Genomic DNA, 18477 nt, shown 5'->3' on the forward strand with positions numbered 1-18477 from the left:
TAAACGATGAGAATAGTAATCCATCATCTCGTCAATGCGCACTTGCCTGGTGTTTGGCCTGCAGGCGGGCCAGTTTCTCCCGCTCCTTGCGCTGCGAACGGTTCACCAGAATCGAGTAGAGCACCGGCACGATAAAGAGCGTGAGGATCGTGGAGAAAGTCAGGCCGCCGATCACGGCGATACCCATCGGCTGCCACGTCTCGGAGCCGGAGCCGGTTCCCAGCGCCAGCGGAAGCATACCCAGAATGGTCGTGAACGAGGTCATCAGCACGGGGCGCAGACGGCTCTTGCCGCCGGCGATCACCGCATCGAAGACCCCCGAACCGCGCTCGATCAAAAGGTTCATGTAGTCCACCATCACGATACCGTTCTTCGTTACGATACCCACCAGCATGATGGCTCCGATCAAGGCGATCAGCGACAGCGGCGTGGAGGTCATCCACAGCGCCAGGAAGACGCCCGTGAAGGCGAACGGAATGGTGAACATGATGATGAACGGGAATTTGAGCGATTCGAACTGCGTGGCCATGACGATATAGACCAGAATGACGATCAGTACGAACAGGGTCAGCAGATCGGAGAACGCGTCGCCCTGATCCTCGACCGTACCGCCGATCTCGAGGTCCACGCCGTCGGGCAGCGGATAGTCGTCGATCATCTGCTGCGCCCGGGCCACCACCTCGCCCAGCGGCACGCCCGCGCCGAGCGACGATTTGACCGAAATAACGCGCTGACGGTTCTCGCGCTCGATCATCGGCGCGGCGTACTCCTCCTGCACCGAGCCGACCTCCTTGAGCTTCACGGGACGGCCCTGCGCATTGTAGAGCGTGATGTTCTCCACGTCCTCCACGCGCGTGCGGAACGGTTCGGCGTAGCGCACGATGATGTCGTACTCGTCGCCGTCCTCACGGTATTTCGAGGCCACCAGCCCATCGATGCGGTTCTTGACCGCCTGCGAGGCCACCGCGCTGTTCATGCCGTAATACGAGAGGCGGTCGCGGTCGAAGACCACATTGTATTCGGGCCGCAGGTCGTCGCGCGAGAGCTGCACGTCGCGCGTGCCGGGCAGTTCGCGCATCTTCTGCTTGAGGTCGTTGGCGACGGCGTTCGTCACGTCCATGTCGTAGCCGAAAACCTTGATGTCGACCGTCGAAGCGCCGCTCATGCCGCCCGACTGACCGCCCGGGGTCACCTTGTACTGGCGCACCTCGGGGATGCGGTCGAGCTTCTTGCGCAGCAGGTCCGAGATGACGTAGATCGAGCGGTCGCGCTCCTCGGAGCGCGGCAGACGCAGGTTGTAGTTGATGATGTGCGAACCGGTGGTCTGCATCGCCGCGAAGGCGTTGTCCGAGGAGTTCGCACCGGCCGAAGCCGAAACGAGCACGATTTCGGGGAACTCGGCGTAGATGATGCTGTCGATCTGGCGGGCGATGCGCGCCGTGTACTCCACCGAGACGTTCTGCTCCAGCTCCACGGTGGCCGAGATACGGCCGTTGTCCGAGGGCGGGAAGAACTCGGTGGGCACCTTCGACAGCAGACCCAGCGAGACGACGAAGATCGACATCATGGTAAAGACGGTGATCCGGCGGTGATGCACGACCCAGTTGAGCGCCCGGGCGTAGGCGTTGTCCTGCCAGGCGAGCGCCCGGTCGATGGGTTTGTAGATCGCGCCCAGCCCCTTGTAGTCGTGCTGGCCGCCCTCGAGTTTCAAGAGGTAGGCCGACATCATCGGCGTGAGCGAAATGGCCGCCGTGGTCGAGACGCATACCACGATCGTCACGATCCAGCCCAGCTCGCGGAAGAGGATACCCGCCATGCCGGGAACCATCGTCAGCGGCAGGAACACGGCGACCACGACCAGCGTGGTGGCGATTACGGAGAGCCACACCTCATTGGTGGCGTAAATAGCCGCCTCCTTCGGGTTCGAACCGCGTTCGATGTGGGTGGTGATGTTCTCCAGCACCACGATGGCGTCGTCGACGACCATGCCGATGGCGATCGAGAGCGACGAGAGCGAGATGATGTTCAGCGTCGACCCCGTGGCGAAGAGGTAGATGAACGAACAGATCAGCGAGACGGGGATGGTCATGCAGATAATCAGCGTCGCTCGCCAGCGTCCAAGGAAGACCATCACCACCAGCACCACGAAGATAAAGGCGTAGAGGATGGTCTCCGACAGCGAACCGATGGCGTCGGTGATCTCCTGCGAACCCTCGAAGATCAGCTCCATCTTCACGTCCTTGGGCAGCGTCTTCTGGATCGCCGGCAGGCGGTCCTGAATCTCGTGCACGATATTGACCGTGTTGGCGCCGGACTGCTTCTGGAACATGACGCGCACGCCGCGCTGGCCGTTGACGCGCTCGTCCATCGTCGACTTTTCGAGCGTGTCGCGGATCTGCGCCACGTCCGAAAGCATCACCGTGCGGCCTCCGGCGTTCGAGACGACCACCTTGCGCAGCTCGTCCGAGAGCTTGAATTCGCCGTCGGCTTTGATGTTGAAGGTGTTGTTGCCGATGTCGATCGTACCGCTGGGGATGTTGACGTTCTCCGCGGCGATGATCTGTCCCAGCTGCTCGACCGTGAGGTTGTAGGCCTCCAGCTTGGCGGGATCGACGTTGACCTGCACCTCGCGTTCGGGCGCACCGATGATCGACACCGCCCCCACGCCGTCGACGCGGTTGAGCACGTTGACCAGCTTGTCGTCGAGAATCTTGTTCAGCGCCGGATAGCTCTCCTCGGCGGTGATGGCGAGCATCATCACCGGGATCATCGAGGTGGAGAACTTGAAGATCGTCGGATAGTCGATATCGTCGGGCAGCATCGACTGCACGCGCGACACCACGTCGCGGATCTCGTTGGCCCCCTCGTTCAGGTCGGAGCCGTACTCGAACTCGACGGTAATCATCGACACGTTGTCCTGCGACTTGGAGGTCAGCTTCTTGAGGTTGCTCACCGTATTGAGGTTGTCCTCCAGCACGCGGGTGATGTTGGTCTCGATGTCGGCGGCGTTGGCCCCGGGGTACATCGTGATGACCGATATCTGCGGAATCTCGATCTCGGGGTACTGGTCCACGGCCAGGTTCGAGAGCGAGAAGAGTCCGAAGACCAGCACGCCGACGAACAGCAGCACCGTCGAAATGGGTTTGCGGACCGCGCTTTCGTATATTTTCATGGATATTCGACAGTTTTTATTCTAATATTCGGATTCCGGTCGGGTCAACCATGAAACTGTCGAAAGACAGGAAGCGTCTCCGACGCAAATCTCACAGTTAACATCCCGCTGAATCTCCTCTTGTCAAGGGAGACAATCCCAGCTCTTTATCAGTCTTTGCTGATTTCGATCCGTGCGCCGTCGTAGAGTTTCGAGAGGGCCGTGACGGCGACCTCTTCGCCCGGCTCCACGCCCGAGAGGATGTCCACGCGGTCGCCCACCTGGCGGCCGACCTCCACGCGGCGGCGCTCGGCCAGCGTGTCGCCCTTAACCACGTAAAGGTAGCGTTCGGCGGAGCCGACCTGCTTCTGCACGGCCACGTCGGGGACCAGCACACCCTGCTTTTCGCCCAGGTCGAAGCTCGTGCGGGCGTACATGCCCGGCCGAAGCGTGCGCTGCGCGTTGGGGACCTTGACCTCGACCTTGAACGTGCGCGTCGAGGGATCGAGCGCCGGGTAGATCAGCGACACCGTGCCGCGGAAAGTCTGTCCGGGGAAGATGTCGACCGTCAGATCGACCGGCATGCCGACCTTCACAGCGGGGAAGAACTGCTCCGAAATGTTGACGATCACCTTCAGCGGGTCGATCTGCATGACGTGCAAGATGGGCTGCTGCGCGAACAGGTCGCCCGATTCGTAGTTGCGGGCCGTGACCACCCCCGCGATCGGGGAGCGGACCTCGATGTTCTTTTTGAGGTTGGCGACCACCTCGCGCTGCACGTCCAGCTGCGCCTTGGCCTGGTCGATCTGCTGGCGGGAGATGCCCCCGGCCTCGTAGACCGGCAGCAGACGGCCGTAGTCGTCCTCGACGGTGCGCAGCTGCACCAGCTGCTGGTTGTACTGCGTGGGGTCGAGCGTCACGAGCAGCTGCCCCTCGGAGACCCGATCCCCCACTTCGACCAGGATGCGGTCGATGTGCACGCCCGACGCCGCTGGGGTGATGTCGTTCTCCTTGAAGGGTTCGATCTCCGAAGTGAAGCGCTCGGTGAGGCGCACCGACGCCGCCTCGGCAGGCGCGGTGCGGGTCAGCACGCCCGTCTGCTCCGCCACGGTCTGCACGTTCTTTTTGCCCGTGCAGCCCGCCAGGGCCAACGCGGCGAAGAGGATGACTGAGAGTTCTTTCATAGGTATCGTCTGTTTTTTCCGTTTCACGCTAAAGTTCGCGGCCGATGATGCGGTCGTAGTCGGCCTTGGCCGAGAGGTAGTCGTAGATGGCCTGCGAGAAGCTCAGCTGCGCCTGCGTCTGGGCCAGCTGCGCCGAGTTCAGTTCGAGGATCGTGCCCGCCCCCGCCCGGTAGCGGGTGTCGGCGATGCCGTACGCCTTGCGCGCCTGCTCGACGGTCTTCTCCTGCGCGAACATCGTCTCGCGGGCGGTCAGCAGGTCATTGAGCGCCGTGCGGACCTCCACGTCGATCTGGTCGCGGGCGTAGCTGCGCTGCAGGCCGACCTGCGCGATCTGGTTCTTCAGCTCGCGCGAGCGGTTCATCTTCGTAAGCCCCGAGAACAGGGGGATGGAGACCTGCACCCCTGCGTAGAGGGGATTCTGCCAGTAGTAGCCGTCCTGCACGGTGGTCATCGTCCGCATGTCGAACGAACCCATGTTGTTGCCCGAGACCGTGAAGTTGCCGAAAAGCCCGACCGTCGGCCAGCGGCTGGCGTTGGCCACCTTCAGCTGACGCGTAAGCAGCTCCTCCTGCAGTTCGAGCGAGCGGAGGTCGGAGTTCTGCGAAATGTCTGTCGACAGGCCGTCGGTCCCCTCCAGCACCGCGTCGCGCAGCGCATCCAGCTCGCCCGCGACCTCGACGGCGATCTCTTCGGGAATCGAGAGGTACATTTTCAGCAGCCGCACGGCCACCTTGATCGAGTTCTCGGTCTGGAGGATCGAAGGGCGCAGGTTGCTCAGCTGCACCTGGGCCGTCAGCAGGTCGTACTCCGAAGCCAGCCCGTTGCGGTAGCGAAGCTCCGTGTCCTCGACCGTGCGGCGCACGGTGGCCTCCGACTCGTGCAGCACGGCGAGCGACTGTTCGGCCAGCAGGATGTTGTAGAACGCCTTGCGCACCTCGGCCACCAGCCCGATGCGCGTGGCGCGCGCCGCCTCAACGGCCGCGGCCATCTGCGTATCGTTGAGCCGGAGCGTGCGGTAGACCGTCGGTGCGAAGAGCGGCATCGTGGCGTCGACCGTACCGCTGAGCGTGTTGTACTGGTCGCCGCCCAGCGAGAAGCCTTTCGACATGTTCTGCTTGATGAAGGTGTGGTTGAGCTGTCCGCCCACGGTGACTTGCGGCAGCAGTGCGCCCCACGTCTGGCGTTTCACGTAGTCGTAGCGCGTCACCTCCAGTTCGGCGATGCGGATGGTGGGGTTCTCGCTAAGCGCCAGCGTCACGGCATCGTCGAGCGTCAGCCGAAGCTGCGCCCGCGCGGCAAGGATGCCCGCGACGGCGAAAAGGAGTGTCAGAAGGATTTTTCTCATATCGGATTCGATTTCATTTTCGGTCTTTGCCCGGCTCGTAACGCGTCAGGTAGTCGTCGATGAGCCGGAGTCCCTTGGCCGTGGAGATGCCGCGGAAGAAGTTGCTAACGATCTCCACGAACGCCTCGCGCTCGGTGATGCCCTCGGGCAGGACGAGGTCCTTGCGCGTGACGAGCGCCGAGGCGGTGTAATAGAGGACGCTGATAGCCAGGTCGATATTGATGCGGTCGAGGAAGAGCCCCTCCGAAATGCCCTGCCGGAGCATCGCGCGGAACTCCTGGCGGTTCTTCTCGGTCCCCTCGCGCGTGAGCTTGTCGTGGACCGCCGGGTAGAACTTGCGGAGGTTGTCCATCAGACGGCCCGTGGTGTCGGCATGGTCCATGACGCTGCCCAGCACCCTGAACATCGACTCCAGTACGTTGCGTGCATCGGCGCACAAGGCGTCCCAGCGCGCCCGGTTCTGCTCGAAATAGCAGGTCATGGCCAGGTAGAGCAGCCCCTCCTTGTCGCCGAACAGCTCGTAGAGCGTCCTTTTGGAGACGCCCAGCTGCTGAGCGATGTCGTCCATGCGCACGGACTTGATGCCCTGCGTGACGAACATCCGCATGGCCTGTTCGATAATACGTTCTTTCTGCGTCATGGGCTAACGGTTAAATCGGTTACAAATTTAGCAAGAAAACCCATAAAACCAAAAAAGTTTTCTGTTTTTTTACGTTTCTTCCACGAAAATCTTCCGGCGGTCTGCAATTTCCTGCCGGTACTATGTCGGAAAGGGTGCAGCGAACCGGATTTTTCCGTACTTTTGCAAACATTCCAAACCGAGCATCCGCATGAAACGATTGATCGACGTCGCCTCCTGGGCGCGCCGGGAAAACTACCTCTTTTTCCGCGACTTTCCCAACCCCTACTACGCCCTGACGGTGCGCATGGACGTGACCCTGGCCCGGGAGCGGGCGCGCAGGGCGGGCGTGCGGTTCTCGCAATACCTCTGCTACGCCGCGCTGCGGGCGGTGAACTCCGTCGAAGAGATGCGCTACCGGCAGGTCGACGGGAAGGTGTGGCTCTTCGACGCCATCCGCCTCAACACCCCCGTCGCGCTGCCCGATCACTCGTTCCGTTCGGTCATCATCCCCTACGCCCCCACGCTGGCGGCGTTCGCCGCCGAGGCCGAACGCATCCGCGTCGCGGCGCTGCGGGGCGAGGGCGATGCCTACGGGGCCGATGCCATCAAGGACACGTTCTGCATCAGCATCAATCCGTGGTACGACTTTACGGGACTTGCGTTCCAGAGCGGTCCCTGCCCGGGCGAGGAGATTCCGATCGCCACGGTCGGGAAAATCTGCGAGCGCGACGGGCGGCTGAGCGTTGCGGTCGCCATGCGCTTCCACCACGGCTTCGTCGACGGCTATCACGTGGGGCAGTACCTCGAACGGTTCCAGCACAATCTCGATACGTTATAAAAAAACGAACGGCCGCAGTCGCGCGGCCGGAACGGCAGCGGGTCGGGGCGGAACTTAGGGGCGCTGCCTGCGGCCCGCAGGTTCTTCGAACCGAATTCTGTCTGCGAGGGGACGCGATGGACAACCCGGAGCGGACTGGTCTGCAATTCGGGGCGCAGCCTGCTGAGGAACGCGCTTGAGCGGGCCTCCGCAGGGCGAGGCTGCGGCCCGCCGACCTGACGGTCTAAAACAAAAAGAACGGATTGTGGTCCACGACGTTAGGAAGTCGCAAAACAATAGGAAGTCGCAAAACAACCGGTACGGTGAAACGTCTTCAGCCGACCGGATCGTACGCCATCTCCCTCCCTGAGGGAGGGCCGGGGTGGGGTCAGATTTATAAATGCGGCGGCACGCCGCAAGGATTCAACGATTGAGCGTGATTTGACGGTCCTGTCGCTCGCATGGTTTCGATAATCGTACAGCCTTGCCCTTTCCCAGGAAGAAAGGGCGAAAGAGAGGCGCACGCAGAAAACGGCGGTCGGTTGTCCTCCTTCTCTCTGAACGGGCACGAAGGCTAAAGCATATCGCACACCCGTTCCGGGCGCTCGGCGTTGGATGGCCGCAATTCCCGCCGTTTCCAGAAGTGCGCGAGCAGGTGCGGCGCTCCGCGCCGCGGAGGTTGATTAAAAATAAATCCGGCTGGTAGCCTGCATAGATATACTTGCGGAAAGTTCTCGGGGCCCAGCCTGCGGCCCGCCGACCTGACGGTCGAAAACAGAACGACGACCTGTGCGGGAGAGGTTAAACCAATTGGTAAGATGAAAACTTCTCAGCCAACCGGGTGGTACGCCCCTCCCGGGGAGTGGATAGGGGAAGGCTGATTGGCAAATGCGGCCGCGGCCACGAAAATTCAGCCGTCGGAGCTGCTCCCACGGTCGTTTGAATCCGCTCAGGCTTCGATCGAGTACAATCTGCCTTTCCTGCCCCACCTGCCGCTTGCGTAGAAAGACCGTCGCCGTAGCGAGGTGTTGTATATGCGGATGCGCGGTTACTCCTGCCCCGCCTACCGCTTGCGCAGAAAGACCGTCGCCGTACGCGAGGTGTTGTAGATGCGGATGCGCGGATACTCCTTCCCGTCCTCGGCGCGGACGTTGAAGGAGAAGTGCTCGGCGTCCATCGCCTGCCGCTCCTGCCCGCCGAAGCGCTGCTCGTCGGTCGAGAGGATCGGCACGTATTTGCCGGGTCCCTGCACCGGAAGCTCGTAGTCGGGGATCGAGGCGGTCGGATGCCAGTTGAAGACGAACAGCAGCCGCCCGTGCGAGAAGGCCATCGTCTGGTTCTGCTCATCCATCTGCAAACTCCACGGATAGCCGTCCGCAAGCACCTTGTAGCGCTTCACCAGCCGGATCATCGCCTTGTCGAAGTCGCCCAGAAAGACATAGCGCAGCAGCTTGTCGGTCGAGAGCGACCACTGCCTGCGGGCGTGGGCGTAGCTCCAGCCGTTGCCCTCGCGCGGAAAGTCGATCCACTCGGGGTGGCCGAACTCGTTGCCCATGAAGTTGAGATAGGCCTGTCCGCCGGTGGAGATGGTCATCAGGCGGATCATCTTGTGCAGCGCCATGCCGCGGTCGACCACCAGACTCTCCGAGGCGCGGTCCATGCGGTAGTACATCTCCTTGTCCATCAGCCGGAATGCGATGGTCTTGTCGCCCACCAGCGCCTGGTCGTGCGACTCGGCGTAGGCCACGGTCTTGACGTCGGGCAGGCGGCCCGTCATCACCGACCACATCTCGTGGATGTTCCACTGCTCGTCGGGCACGTCCTTGAGCAGTTTGATCCAGAAGTCGGGGATCGCCATTCCCAGCCGGTAGTCGAAGCCCACGCCGCCCTCCTCGGTGGGGATGCACATGCCCGGCATGCCGCTCACGTCCTCCGCGATGGTCACCGCATCGGGCCGGAAGTCGTGCACCAGCCGGTTGGCCAGCGTGAGGTAGGTCATGGCGTCCTCGTTGACGCCCCCGTCGAAGAAGCGGTCGCGGCTGTCGAAATCGACGTAGCCGTGGTGGTGGTAGATCATCGAGGTCACCCCGTCGAAGCGGAAGCCGTCGAAGTGGAAGCAGTCGAGCCAGTATTTGACGTTCGACAGCAGGAAGTGCTGCACCTCGCCCTTGCCGTAGTCGAAGAGCATCGAATCCCAATGGGGCTGGTAGCCCTCCGCTCCGGGCCGCGAGTAGAGGTGGTCCGTGCCGTCCAGCTCGTTGATCCCCTCGTTGAGGTTCTTCACATAGTGGGCGTGCACCAGATCCATGATGACCGCCAGCCCCATCTCGTGCGCCCGGCGGATCAGCTCCTTCAGTTCCTCGGGCGTGCCGCAGCGCGAGGTGGGGGCAAAGAAGCTCGACACGTGGTAGCCGAACGACCCGTAGTAGGGGTGCTCGGCAATGGCCATCAGCTGCACGGCGTTGTAGCCGTCCTTCTTTATAACAGGTAGTATCTTCTCGGTGAACTCGCGGTAGGTCCCGACCCCCTCGCGCTCCTGGGACATGCCTACGTGCGCCTCGTAGATCAGCAGGCTGCCCAGCGCCGAGGCGTCGAAGCGGTCGCCCTGCCAGTCGAACGGTTCGGGGTTCCAGAATTGCGCCGTGTAGTTCTTGGTCTCATCGTCCTGCACCACGCGCGTGGCATAGGCCGGAATGCGGTCGAGCCAGCCGTTGTCGCCGTGCACGTGCAGCTTGTAAAGCGAGCCGTGGAGGAGCCGGTCGCGGTACATCGCCGCCGGGAAGAAGGCGCTCCACACGCCCGCCGCGTCGCGGTGCATGCGCAGTTCGGTGCGCTGCCAGTTGTTGAAGTCGCCGAATACGTAGACGTCGTGCGCCCCGGGCAGCCACTCGCGCAGCCACCAGCCGTCGAGCGCCTCGTCCCACTGCCACCCGAAATAGCGGTAGCCGTTGGCGTAGTTGACCAGCGAGCGGGAGGTGCGTTCGATGTCGCTGAGTTTGGCGGTATAGCGCGCGTAGCGGTCGTTAAGCTGCTGTTCGACGGGCTGCAGCCACTCGTCGCGTTCGACGATGGGCAGGCGGCGGTTCGATTTTGTCATGACGGAGAACTGTTTATACAAATATATGAAAAATTTTTCTATCTTTGTCTCCGACACGAACGAATCATTCATCAAACACGTAAACTGACTATGTTCAAAAACCACCCCAAAGGCTTGATCCCTGCCGCCTTGAGCAATATGGGTGAGCGGTTCGGCTACTACATCATGAATGCCGTGCTGGTGCTCTTCCTCTGTTCGAAGTTCGGTCTGAGCGAGGAGAAAAGTACGTTGATCTACTCCTTCTTCTATGCCGGCATCTACGTGCTGAGCCTGGTCGGCGGTCTGATCGCCGACCGCACCCAGAATTACAAGCGTACGATCATCAGCGGATTGGTGGTCATGACACTCGGTTACTGCGTGCTCTCCGTTCCGATTCTGGCCACGCCGCAGAATACGACGTGGCTGCTGACGCTGACCTGCTGCGCGCTCTTCTTCATCGCCTTCGGCAACGGCCTTTTCAAGGGCAACCTGCAAGCGATCGTCGGTCAGCTCTACGACAATCCGCGCTATGCGGCGCAGCGCGATTCGGGTTTCCAGATCTTCTACGTCTTCATCAACATCGGCGGTCTGGTGGCTCCGTTCGTCGCCCCGATGCTGCGCAGCTGGTGGCTCGACGTGCACAACATGACCTATAACTCCGATCTTCCCGCACTCTGCCACCAGTACCTGAGCGTCTCCGACAGCATGTCGGGCGAGACGATCGACAACTTCTACGCCCTGGTCACGCAGGCCGGCGGCACGGTTTCGGACAATCTGAGCGCGTTCTGCCAGCAGTATCTGGAGGTCTTCAATACGGGTATCCACTACTCGTTCATCGCCTCGGTGGCTGCCATGCTCATTTCGCTGGTCATCTTCGTGGTGAGCAAAAAGGGACTTCCCAATCCGAGCAAGAAGGAGAAGGAGGAGACCGTCACCTATACCGCCGAGGAGAAGAAGCGGATGGCTCAGGAGATCAAGCAGCGCATGTACGCGCTCTTCGCCGTGCTGGGTATCGCCATCTTCTTCTGGTTCTCGTTCCACCAGAACGGCACTTCGCTCTCGATCTTCGCGCGCGACTTCGTAAGGACCGATACCATCGCGCCCGAGATCTGGCAGGCGGTCAACCCCTTCTTCGTCATCGTGCTGACCCCGCTTATCATGTGGCTCTTCGGATCGCTGGCGGCCCGCGGAAAGGAGATCTCCACGCCGCGCAAAATCGCTATCGGCATGGGGCTGGCCGGGGTGGCCTACCTCTTCCTGGCCGTCTATTCGCTCGTTCAGGGGTATCCTTCGGGTACGGAATTCCGCGAGATGGCCTCCGTGGCCAAGGAGGGGCTGAAGGCGGGTCCGTGGGTGCTGATCATGCTCTATTTCTTCCTCACGGTCGCCGAGCTGTTCATCTCGCCGCTGGGCCTTTCGTTCGTCTCGAAAGTGGCTCCCAAACATTTGCAGGGCCTCTGTCAGGGCTTGTGGCTCGGTGCTACGGCCGTCGGCAACCTGCTGCTCTGGATCGGTCCGCTGATGTATAACAAGTGGCCGATCTGGGAGTGCTGGACCGTCTTCCTGACGGTGTGTCTGATCTCGATGGGCGTCATGCTCGGCATGGTCCGGTGGCTCGAACGGGTCACGGAGTAAGGAACCGTTTTCGTACAGGACAGCCGCTGCAGAGTTCTGCAGCGGCTTTTTTTCGCACCGGTAATTTGCAATTCGGACGGATATTGTTACCTTTGTAACCAATACAACCTTTTCCTGCCATGTCCCCACGCATCCGCCGCTGCCTGTCCCTGCTGCTCTTCGTCGCAGTATGCGCCGGCGGTCCGTCCGCGCGGGCGCAGGAGGGCGGTGGAAGCGATACCGACAGCCTGCTGTGGGCCTATTACCGGGAGGTGCGGGCGCACGTGAACGACCCGGAAGCGCCGCAGCGGTGCGACACGCTCTTCCGCCGGGCGGGCGAAGCGGGCGACCGGAGGATGCAGGCCGTGGCGCTCTGTCTGAGGCTGGATCACGATTACTTCCGCAACGACCGTGAGCGAATCCGCGAAGGGGTGCAGCGCGTTAAGGATTTCTGCGCGGCGCACCCCGACCGGGAGGAGCTGCGCTATTTCTACTATTTCGCCTGGGGCAGCCGGCTGGTTACCTACTACATCAAGCAGAACCAGTCGAACGTGGCGGTCTACGAGACGCGCAAGATGCTGACCGAAGCGCAGAAGGAGGGCTACGCACGCGGCGTGGCGATGTGTTACGGCCTGCTGGCCAACCTCTACCTGTCGCAGGGCGACCATAAGCTGGCCTACGACAATTTCCGGCTCCAGATCGACCAGATCGAACGCAACGGGATCGAGGAGATCAACCTCCCGACGCACTACGCCTCGATGGCCCAGTGCGCGCTGGAGATGAATATGCCCGATACGGCGCTCGTGGCGCTGCGCAAGGCCGATACGCTCTCTATGCGCAGCGCCTACCAGCGTTTCACGGTCGACAAGTCCTTCGCCCTCTACTACATCCAGACGGGCGACCTGCCTGCGGCGCGGCAGCGGCTCGATGCGATCGAAGAGGCGTTCCGCAACGAACCCAAACTGTCGACCTACCGTTCGGGACTTTACTACATCGAGGCGGCCTACTACAAGGCTGCCGGTGACTACCGCCGGGCGCTCGACGTGGTGCTCCGCTCGCAGCGCGACACGGTGCTCATCAAGAACGACTACGCCTACTACTCCCTGTCGCTCGAGCTGGCTAATATCTACTACAAGATGGGCGACATGGGCCGCGCCGCGGAGAACTACCGTCAGTATGTGCTGGCAGCCGATTCGGTGCACCGGCAGGAGGTGCGCAACGCCACCAACGACTTTTCGGGGCTGCTCGAAGTGGGCCGTCTGCAAAACGAGACCCGCGAGATGCAGCTCGACCTGCAGCGTCGCCGACTGCGCAGCACCTATCTCGTCATCCTGCTGCTGGGCTGCGTGCTCATAGCGGGTACGGCCCTCTTCGCGCGGATCATGCGGCTGAACCGGCGGTTGAAAGCCTCCGAGGCGCTGGTCACAGAGCAGAACGAGCACCTGGTTGCCGCGGGCGAGCAGCTGCGCGCTGCCAAGGAGCGCGCCGAGCAGGTCAGCAGCCTCAAGACCAACTTCATCCAGAACATGTCGCACGAGGTGCGCACGCCGCTCAACTCGATCGTGGGCTTCTCGCAGGTGCTCGCTTCGCAGTTCCGCAACGACCCTTCGGCGGGCGAATACGCCTCGATCATCGAAACCAACTCCCAAAACCTGCTGCGGCTGATCGACGACGTGCTGGACATCTCTTTCCTCGATCAGACGGACAACCTGCCCGCCAACGACCGGCGGGAGATGAACAGCTGCTGCCGCGAGTGCGCCGACAACATCGTGCGCGAGGTGGCGCCGGGAGTGTCGGTCCAGTGCGAACTCTCGTCCGAAAATCCGGTCGTAAGGACCAATATCCGCCGCGTGGCGCAGGTGCTCAACCATCTGCTGCACAACGCCGTGAAGTTCACCGAGCAGGGGACGATCTCGCTGAGCTACAACTGCCTGGAGCCGGAGGGCGTGCTTCGCTTCACCGTCACCGATACCGGACCCGGCATTCCGGCGGGGATGCACGAACAGGTCTTCGAACGCTTCGTCAAGCTGGACGCCTTCTCGCAGGGATCGGGGCTGGGGCTTCCCGTCTGCCGCGTCATTGCGGATAAGCTCGGCGGCCGGCTCTACGTCGATCCGGCGTATACGGGCGGCTGCCGGATGGTCTTCGAAATTCCCTATCTGGAGGCGTAAACGGCCGAACGCAAGCGCCCGGAACAGGTGGCGTACGTTCCGGACGGTCAGTCGCAAAGAGCCGTGCGGGCCATGTCCGCTGTGTTCTGTTTTCGACCATTTCGGTCGGCGGGGCGAAATTCGCGTTGTTGTTTTTCGACCTTACGGTAGGCGGGCCGCAATACGATTTGCCATGTTGCGGTTCGAAGAACCGGCGGGCCGCAGCCTCCGGCAGCGGAGGCCCGCTTATCGCGTCCCTCCGCAGGCTGGGCCCGATGATCCTGGTTCGACACGAAACTTCGTAAGCCCCCGAAGCAGTGGCCGCCCCTCCGCAGGCTGCGTCGCAATCGGCAAACCGTTGTTCCACACTTTTTCCGCAGGCTGCCACCCGAAAACAAAACGTTTGAAGAATCTTTTCTGCAGCTCAAAGAGCCGCGCGCTTCATCCTGCGGACCGAAAAATGTGCGCGGAAAGCGGATTCTTGCCGAAAAACAGCTATATTTGTCCAAATTCAAACTTACTGTTATGACCCTCGTTCTCATTCTCGTCGGGATCGCCCTGTTTGCGTTTATCGGTGCATACAACTCACTAATCGTCAAGCGAAACGACGTCACGAACGCGTTCGCGTCCATCGACGCCATCCTCAAGAAGCGCTACGACCTGATCCCCAACCTGGTAGCCACGGTCCGCGCCTATGCCAAGCATGAGCACGACACGTTCGCCGAGGTGACGGCCCTGCGCACGAAGGATTATGCGCAGCTGACCGACGCGGAGAAGCGTGCGCTGGAGGCCGGCATGCAGCGGGCGCAGACCGCTTTCAATCTGACGGCCGAGCAGTATCCGCAGCTGCGCGCTTCGGACAACTTCCTCCAACTGCAAGGCGCACTGAACGAGACCGAAGAGCAGCTTTCAGCCGCGCGCCGCGCCTACAACGCCGCGGTGACCCACTACAACAATACGATTCAGATTTTCCCGACCAACGTGTTCGCCTCCCTGTTCGGCTTCAAGGCCATGAGCGTACTGGAGACCGCCGAAGCCGAGCGTAAGAATCCCGACGTGAAGAAACTCTTCGAGTAACGCCCCCTGATGGAAACGAATGCCGGACAGTTGTACGACGCGTTACTGCCCCTGCTGGTGGAAATGGAGGCGCAGCGGGTGTGGATAAAACGTTCGGCCGTACGAAGAGTGAGCATCACGATCCCCTTGCTGGCGTTCATAGGTTTTTGCTGCGACCGGATACTGCAGGAAAGCGGATACACCTGCACGATCTTCCTGCCTTTGTTCGGTCTCATGTTCTGGATCAACTCCGTGAAGTCGAGTTCGAACAAACTGAACGCTGTCTATAAAGAGCAGATCATCCCCCGCATCGTCGCCGCCATCTGCGAAAAGGCGGAATATCGTCCCAAGGAGGGCATAACGGAGCAGGTATTTTGCGATTGCGCGCTCTTTTCCGCCCCCGACCGGTATGCGTCCGAGGACCTGATCACCGGACTTTCGGGCGAAACGCATTTCTCCTTTTCGGAGGTGCACGCCGAGGAGAAACGGACCTCTACCAGCAGCAAGGGGCGCACTACGACCCATTGGGTGGATATATTCCGCGGTTTTCTGTTCGTGGCCGACTTCAACAAGGATTTCCGGGGCCGCACGGTCCTCACGCGCGACAGCCTCTTCCACTTTTCGACCCGGGGCGAACGGGCGCGGCTCGAAGACCCCGACTTCGAAAAGCGCTTCGACGTCTTCACCACCGACCAGATCGAGGCCCGCTACATCCTCTCCCCTTCGCTGATGAAACGCATCACCGAGTTGGACGAAGCCCTCGGCGGCCGGATCACGCTGAGTTTCTATAACTCCTCGCTGGTGGTCGCCATCCCCGATTACAGCAACCACTTCGAAGCGAGTTTGTGGCGTACGTTACTCAACAAGCCCTATTTCGAGCGGGAATGCGACCTGATCGTGCAGCTGGTCGGGATTGTCGACGACCTGAACCTCAACCTCAGGATCTGGACCAAACGGTAGCCCGCTGCCGAAACGGCTAAAGAAAAGACCGCCTTTCGGGGCGGTCTTACTTATTTTTATACGTGGTAGGACTACCCCACCAGTTCGCGTACCACGGCAAGCGCCCGCTCGTAGTCGGGTTCGCGGGTGATCTCGTGCACGTATTCGATGTAGCGGATCACGTCGTCGCGGTCGACCACCACCACGCCGCGCGCCAGCAGGCGCAGTTCGTCGATCACGAAACCGTACTTCATGCCGAAATCCAGCTCCTTGTAATCCGAGAAGACGTAGACGCGGTCGATACCCTCCGCAGCGCAGAACCGCTTCTGCGCAAAGGGCAGATCGACCGAGATCGACACGACGGCGACCCGGTCGCCGAGCGCCGCGGCCTCCCGGTTGAACCGCTTGTTCTGCAGCGAGCAGACCGACGTGTCGACCGACGGAAAGACGCTGTAAATACGCACCTTGTCGGCGAAACGCTCCGACGATACGCTTTGCAGCTCCCCGTCCACGACGCGGAATACGGGGGCCTTGTCCCCCACCTTGCGCCGGATTCCGACCAGCGTCACGGGTTTGCCGCCGAATGTCACTTTCTTATCCATAAGCTCACGGTTTTACACGCTTCCTTCGTTGCAATTCCGATGCCAGCCTATTTCACCGCCGCCTTGATCCGCGCAACGGTCTGCGCGACATCGCGGTAGAGCGCGGGCAGGTCGACGTTCCGCACGCGGCGGCCGTCGACCACGATCTGGCCATCGACCACGACCGTCTCCACGTCCGACGCCTTGCCGCAGTAGACCAGGTTCGACACCGCGTCGTGAACGGGTTGCAGATGGGGTTTTTGCAGGTCGATAACCACCAGGTCGGCCAGCGCCCCTTCCGATACGACGCCCAGCTCCCCCGGCGCATAGCCCAGGGCCTTGGCTCCGTTGACCGTCGCCAGCCGGAGCGCCTCGTAAGCCGGAAGCGCCACGGGGTCGCCCGTAGCCGATTTCTGGAGGAAAGCCGCCGTGCGCATCTCCTCGATCAGGTCCAGATCGTTGTTCGAGCAGGTTCCGTCGGTCCCGAGCGTGACCAGCACCCCGGCGGCGCGCATCCGCTCCACGGGAGCTACCCCACTCGAAATCTTCATGTTGCTCTGCGGGTTGTGCGACACGGCCACCCCCCGCTCGGCCAGCGTGCGGATGTCGGACTCGGAGACGTGGATGCAGTGCGCGCCGATGGTCCGCTTGTCGAGCACGCCCAGCGCGTCGAGGTGCTCGACGGGCGTCAGCCCGTAGCGTTCGCGGATGATGCGGCTCTCGTCCAAGGTTTCGGCGATATGGGTCATGAAGTGCAGCCCGTGCCGGCGGCAGAACTCCTTGCCCCGCACGAGGTTCTCCGGCGAGCAGGTGTAGCCCGAATGGGGCGCCGCGGCGATCCGGATGCGGTCGCAGCCGGCGGCAAGCGCCAGCGCCCGTTCCATCTGCGGGAAAACCTCGTCGACGTTCGTGTCGAAGTAGTTGCATCCCAGCATGGCGCGGATGCCCAGCCGGCGGACGGTTTCCACGCAGCGGTCCTGGAAATAGTACATGTCGACGAACGACGTAACGCCGCCCAGCAGCATTTCGACCACCCCGAGCGTCATGCCCAGCGCCACGTCGTCCGGCGTCTGGTGCGCCTCGAACGGCCAGATGTAGTCGTTGAGCCACTCCATCAGCGCGATGTCGTCGGCGTAGCTGCGCTGGAGGGTCATCGCGGCATGACAGTGCGTGTTGACAAGCCCCGGCATCAAAAGTTTCCCCGTGCAGTCGATCTCCCGCGCGGCGGGATGCGCCGCCCGGAAAGCCGCTACGACAGCCGCGGCGTCGGAGTCGGCGGTCGATCCTGTCGATCCTGCGGCGGGTTCGGTACAACGGGCGCAGTCGGCGCTTGGGTTGGTCCCGGCATTAGGGGCGCTATCCGCGTTTCCGGCCGCGGCGACCAGCACGATGCGGTTGCCCGCCACGCCGACCGCACCGGTGAAGGTGCGGGGCTGCGATCCGTCGGCCGTCATCGGCAGCACGGTCGCGTTGGTGAAGAGAATATCCATAGGCTTACTTGATTTTTACTTTCGTTCTTCCGGTCCGGATTTTCCGCACGGGCTGTCGCCCGTCGATCGAGTTGCCCTGCACGGTGATCAGATCGCGGCCTGAAGCGGCGTTCGAGCAGACCTGAATCACTTTGTTGAAAACGCCCGGCTCGGCCTTGTGGGGTTCGTAGACGATGCGAACGACGCCCGAGCCGCCGGGAGCGACCGGCTTTTTGGAGAACGACGCCTTGAGGCACGAGCACGAGGTAATCACGCGCGTAAGCACCAGCGGGGCGTCGCCTGCGTTGGTGAAGGCGAATTCATACGTCAGGTCGCCGCCCTTGCGGGCGACGTCGCCGAAGTCGTGGCTGGTCTGCGCGAAGCGGAGCACCGCGCCCTGCGGCTGTGCGGCGGCCCCGCAGCAGAAGAGGCAGGCGCAGAGCGCCGGAAGGAGGAATCGTAACGGTTTCATA

General features: G+C 62.0%; 13 protein-coding genes. 5 read left to right on the forward strand and 8 right to left on the reverse strand.

The window, feature by feature from the left end; translation table 11 throughout:
- Positions 1 to 31: 31 nt before the first annotated feature.
- The 4 genes from ACMO9O_RS09305 to ACMO9O_RS09320 form a co-directional block, all read right to left on the reverse strand.
- Positions 32 to 3172 carry an efflux RND transporter permease subunit gene (locus ACMO9O_RS09305; RefSeq protein ID WP_418983594.1) on the reverse strand — a complete coding sequence of 1047 codons (3141 nt, stop codon included), beginning with the start codon at positions 3170 to 3172 and terminating at the stop codon, positions 32 to 34.
- 149 nt (positions 3173 to 3321) lie between these two features.
- Entirely contained in the window at positions 3322 to 4335 is a 1014-nt protein-coding gene (locus ACMO9O_RS09310) for an efflux RND transporter periplasmic adaptor subunit (RefSeq protein ID WP_418983595.1), read from the reverse strand.
- Between the two features lie 28 nt (positions 4336 to 4363).
- Positions 4364 to 5680, reverse strand: a complete 1317-nt coding sequence (locus tag ACMO9O_RS09315; RefSeq protein ID WP_418983596.1) for a TolC family protein — start codon at positions 5678 to 5680, stop codon at positions 4364 to 4366.
- 13 nt (positions 5681 to 5693) lie between these two features.
- A complete protein-coding gene (locus ACMO9O_RS09320; RefSeq protein ID WP_418983597.1) occupies positions 5694 to 6320 on the reverse strand; it encodes a TetR/AcrR family transcriptional regulator in 627 nt (208 codons plus the stop codon).
- A gap of 190 nt (positions 6321 to 6510) precedes the next feature.
- Here ACMO9O_RS09320 and ACMO9O_RS09325 point away from each other — a divergent pair, with 190 nt between their 5' ends.
- Positions 6511 to 7140: a CatA-like O-acetyltransferase gene (locus ACMO9O_RS09325; protein WP_418983598.1), complete on the forward strand. Its 630-nt coding sequence runs from the start codon at positions 6511 to 6513 to the stop codon at positions 7138 to 7140.
- A gap of 1042 nt (positions 7141 to 8182) precedes the next feature.
- Here ACMO9O_RS09325 and ACMO9O_RS09330 read toward each other — a convergent pair.
- Positions 8183 to 10216, reverse strand: a complete 2034-nt coding sequence (locus ACMO9O_RS09330; RefSeq protein ID WP_418983599.1) for an alpha-amylase family glycosyl hydrolase — start codon at positions 10214 to 10216, stop codon at positions 8183 to 8185.
- 90 nt (positions 10217 to 10306) lie between these two features.
- On the opposite strand from ACMO9O_RS09330, the gene ACMO9O_RS09335 reads away from it, so the two are divergent.
- The 4 genes from ACMO9O_RS09335 (at position 10307) to ACMO9O_RS09350 (ending at position 15975) form a co-directional block, all read left to right on the forward strand.
- Positions 10307 to 11830, forward strand: a complete 1524-nt coding sequence (locus tag ACMO9O_RS09335; RefSeq protein WP_418983600.1) for a peptide MFS transporter — start codon at positions 10307 to 10309, stop codon at positions 11828 to 11830.
- A 119-nt stretch (positions 11831 to 11949) separates the two neighbouring features.
- A complete protein-coding gene (locus ACMO9O_RS09340) occupies positions 11950 to 13980 on the forward strand; it encodes an ATP-binding protein (RefSeq protein WP_418983601.1) in 2031 nt (676 codons plus the stop codon).
- A 504-nt stretch (positions 13981 to 14484) separates the two neighbouring features.
- The gene (locus ACMO9O_RS09345) at positions 14485 to 15036 is read left to right on the forward strand and encodes a LemA family protein (RefSeq protein ID WP_418983602.1); all 552 of its coding nucleotides are present in this window, start codon (positions 14485 to 14487) and stop codon (positions 15034 to 15036) included.
- Positions 15037 to 15045: 9 nt separating this feature from the next.
- The gene (locus tag ACMO9O_RS09350; RefSeq protein ID WP_418983603.1) at positions 15046 to 15975 is read left to right on the forward strand and encodes a DUF3137 domain-containing protein; all 930 of its coding nucleotides are present in this window, start codon (positions 15046 to 15048) and stop codon (positions 15973 to 15975) included.
- A gap of 71 nt (positions 15976 to 16046) precedes the next feature.
- On the opposite strand, the gene tpx is transcribed toward ACMO9O_RS09350, so the two are convergent.
- The 3 genes from tpx to ACMO9O_RS09365 are packed head-to-tail and all read right to left on the reverse strand — an operon-like array spanning position 16047 to position 18476.
- A complete protein-coding gene (gene tpx / locus ACMO9O_RS09355) occupies positions 16047 to 16556 on the reverse strand; it encodes a thiol peroxidase (protein WP_418983604.1) in 510 nt (169 codons plus the stop codon).
- 47 nt (positions 16557 to 16603) lie between these two features.
- Positions 16604 to 18025, reverse strand: coding sequence for an amidohydrolase (locus tag ACMO9O_RS09360; RefSeq protein ID WP_418983605.1), 1422 nt, complete (start codon positions 18023 to 18025; stop codon positions 16604 to 16606).
- Between the two features lie 4 nt (positions 18026 to 18029).
- Positions 18030 to 18476, reverse strand: coding sequence for a DUF1573 domain-containing protein (locus tag ACMO9O_RS09365; RefSeq protein WP_418983606.1), 447 nt, complete (start codon positions 18474 to 18476; stop codon positions 18030 to 18032).
- Position 18477: the final 1 nt, after the last annotated feature.

Origin of the sequence: Alistipes sp., from assembly GCF_048465635.1 — a bacterium.
GTDB lineage: Bacteria > Bacteroidota > Bacteroidia > Bacteroidales > Rikenellaceae > Alistipes.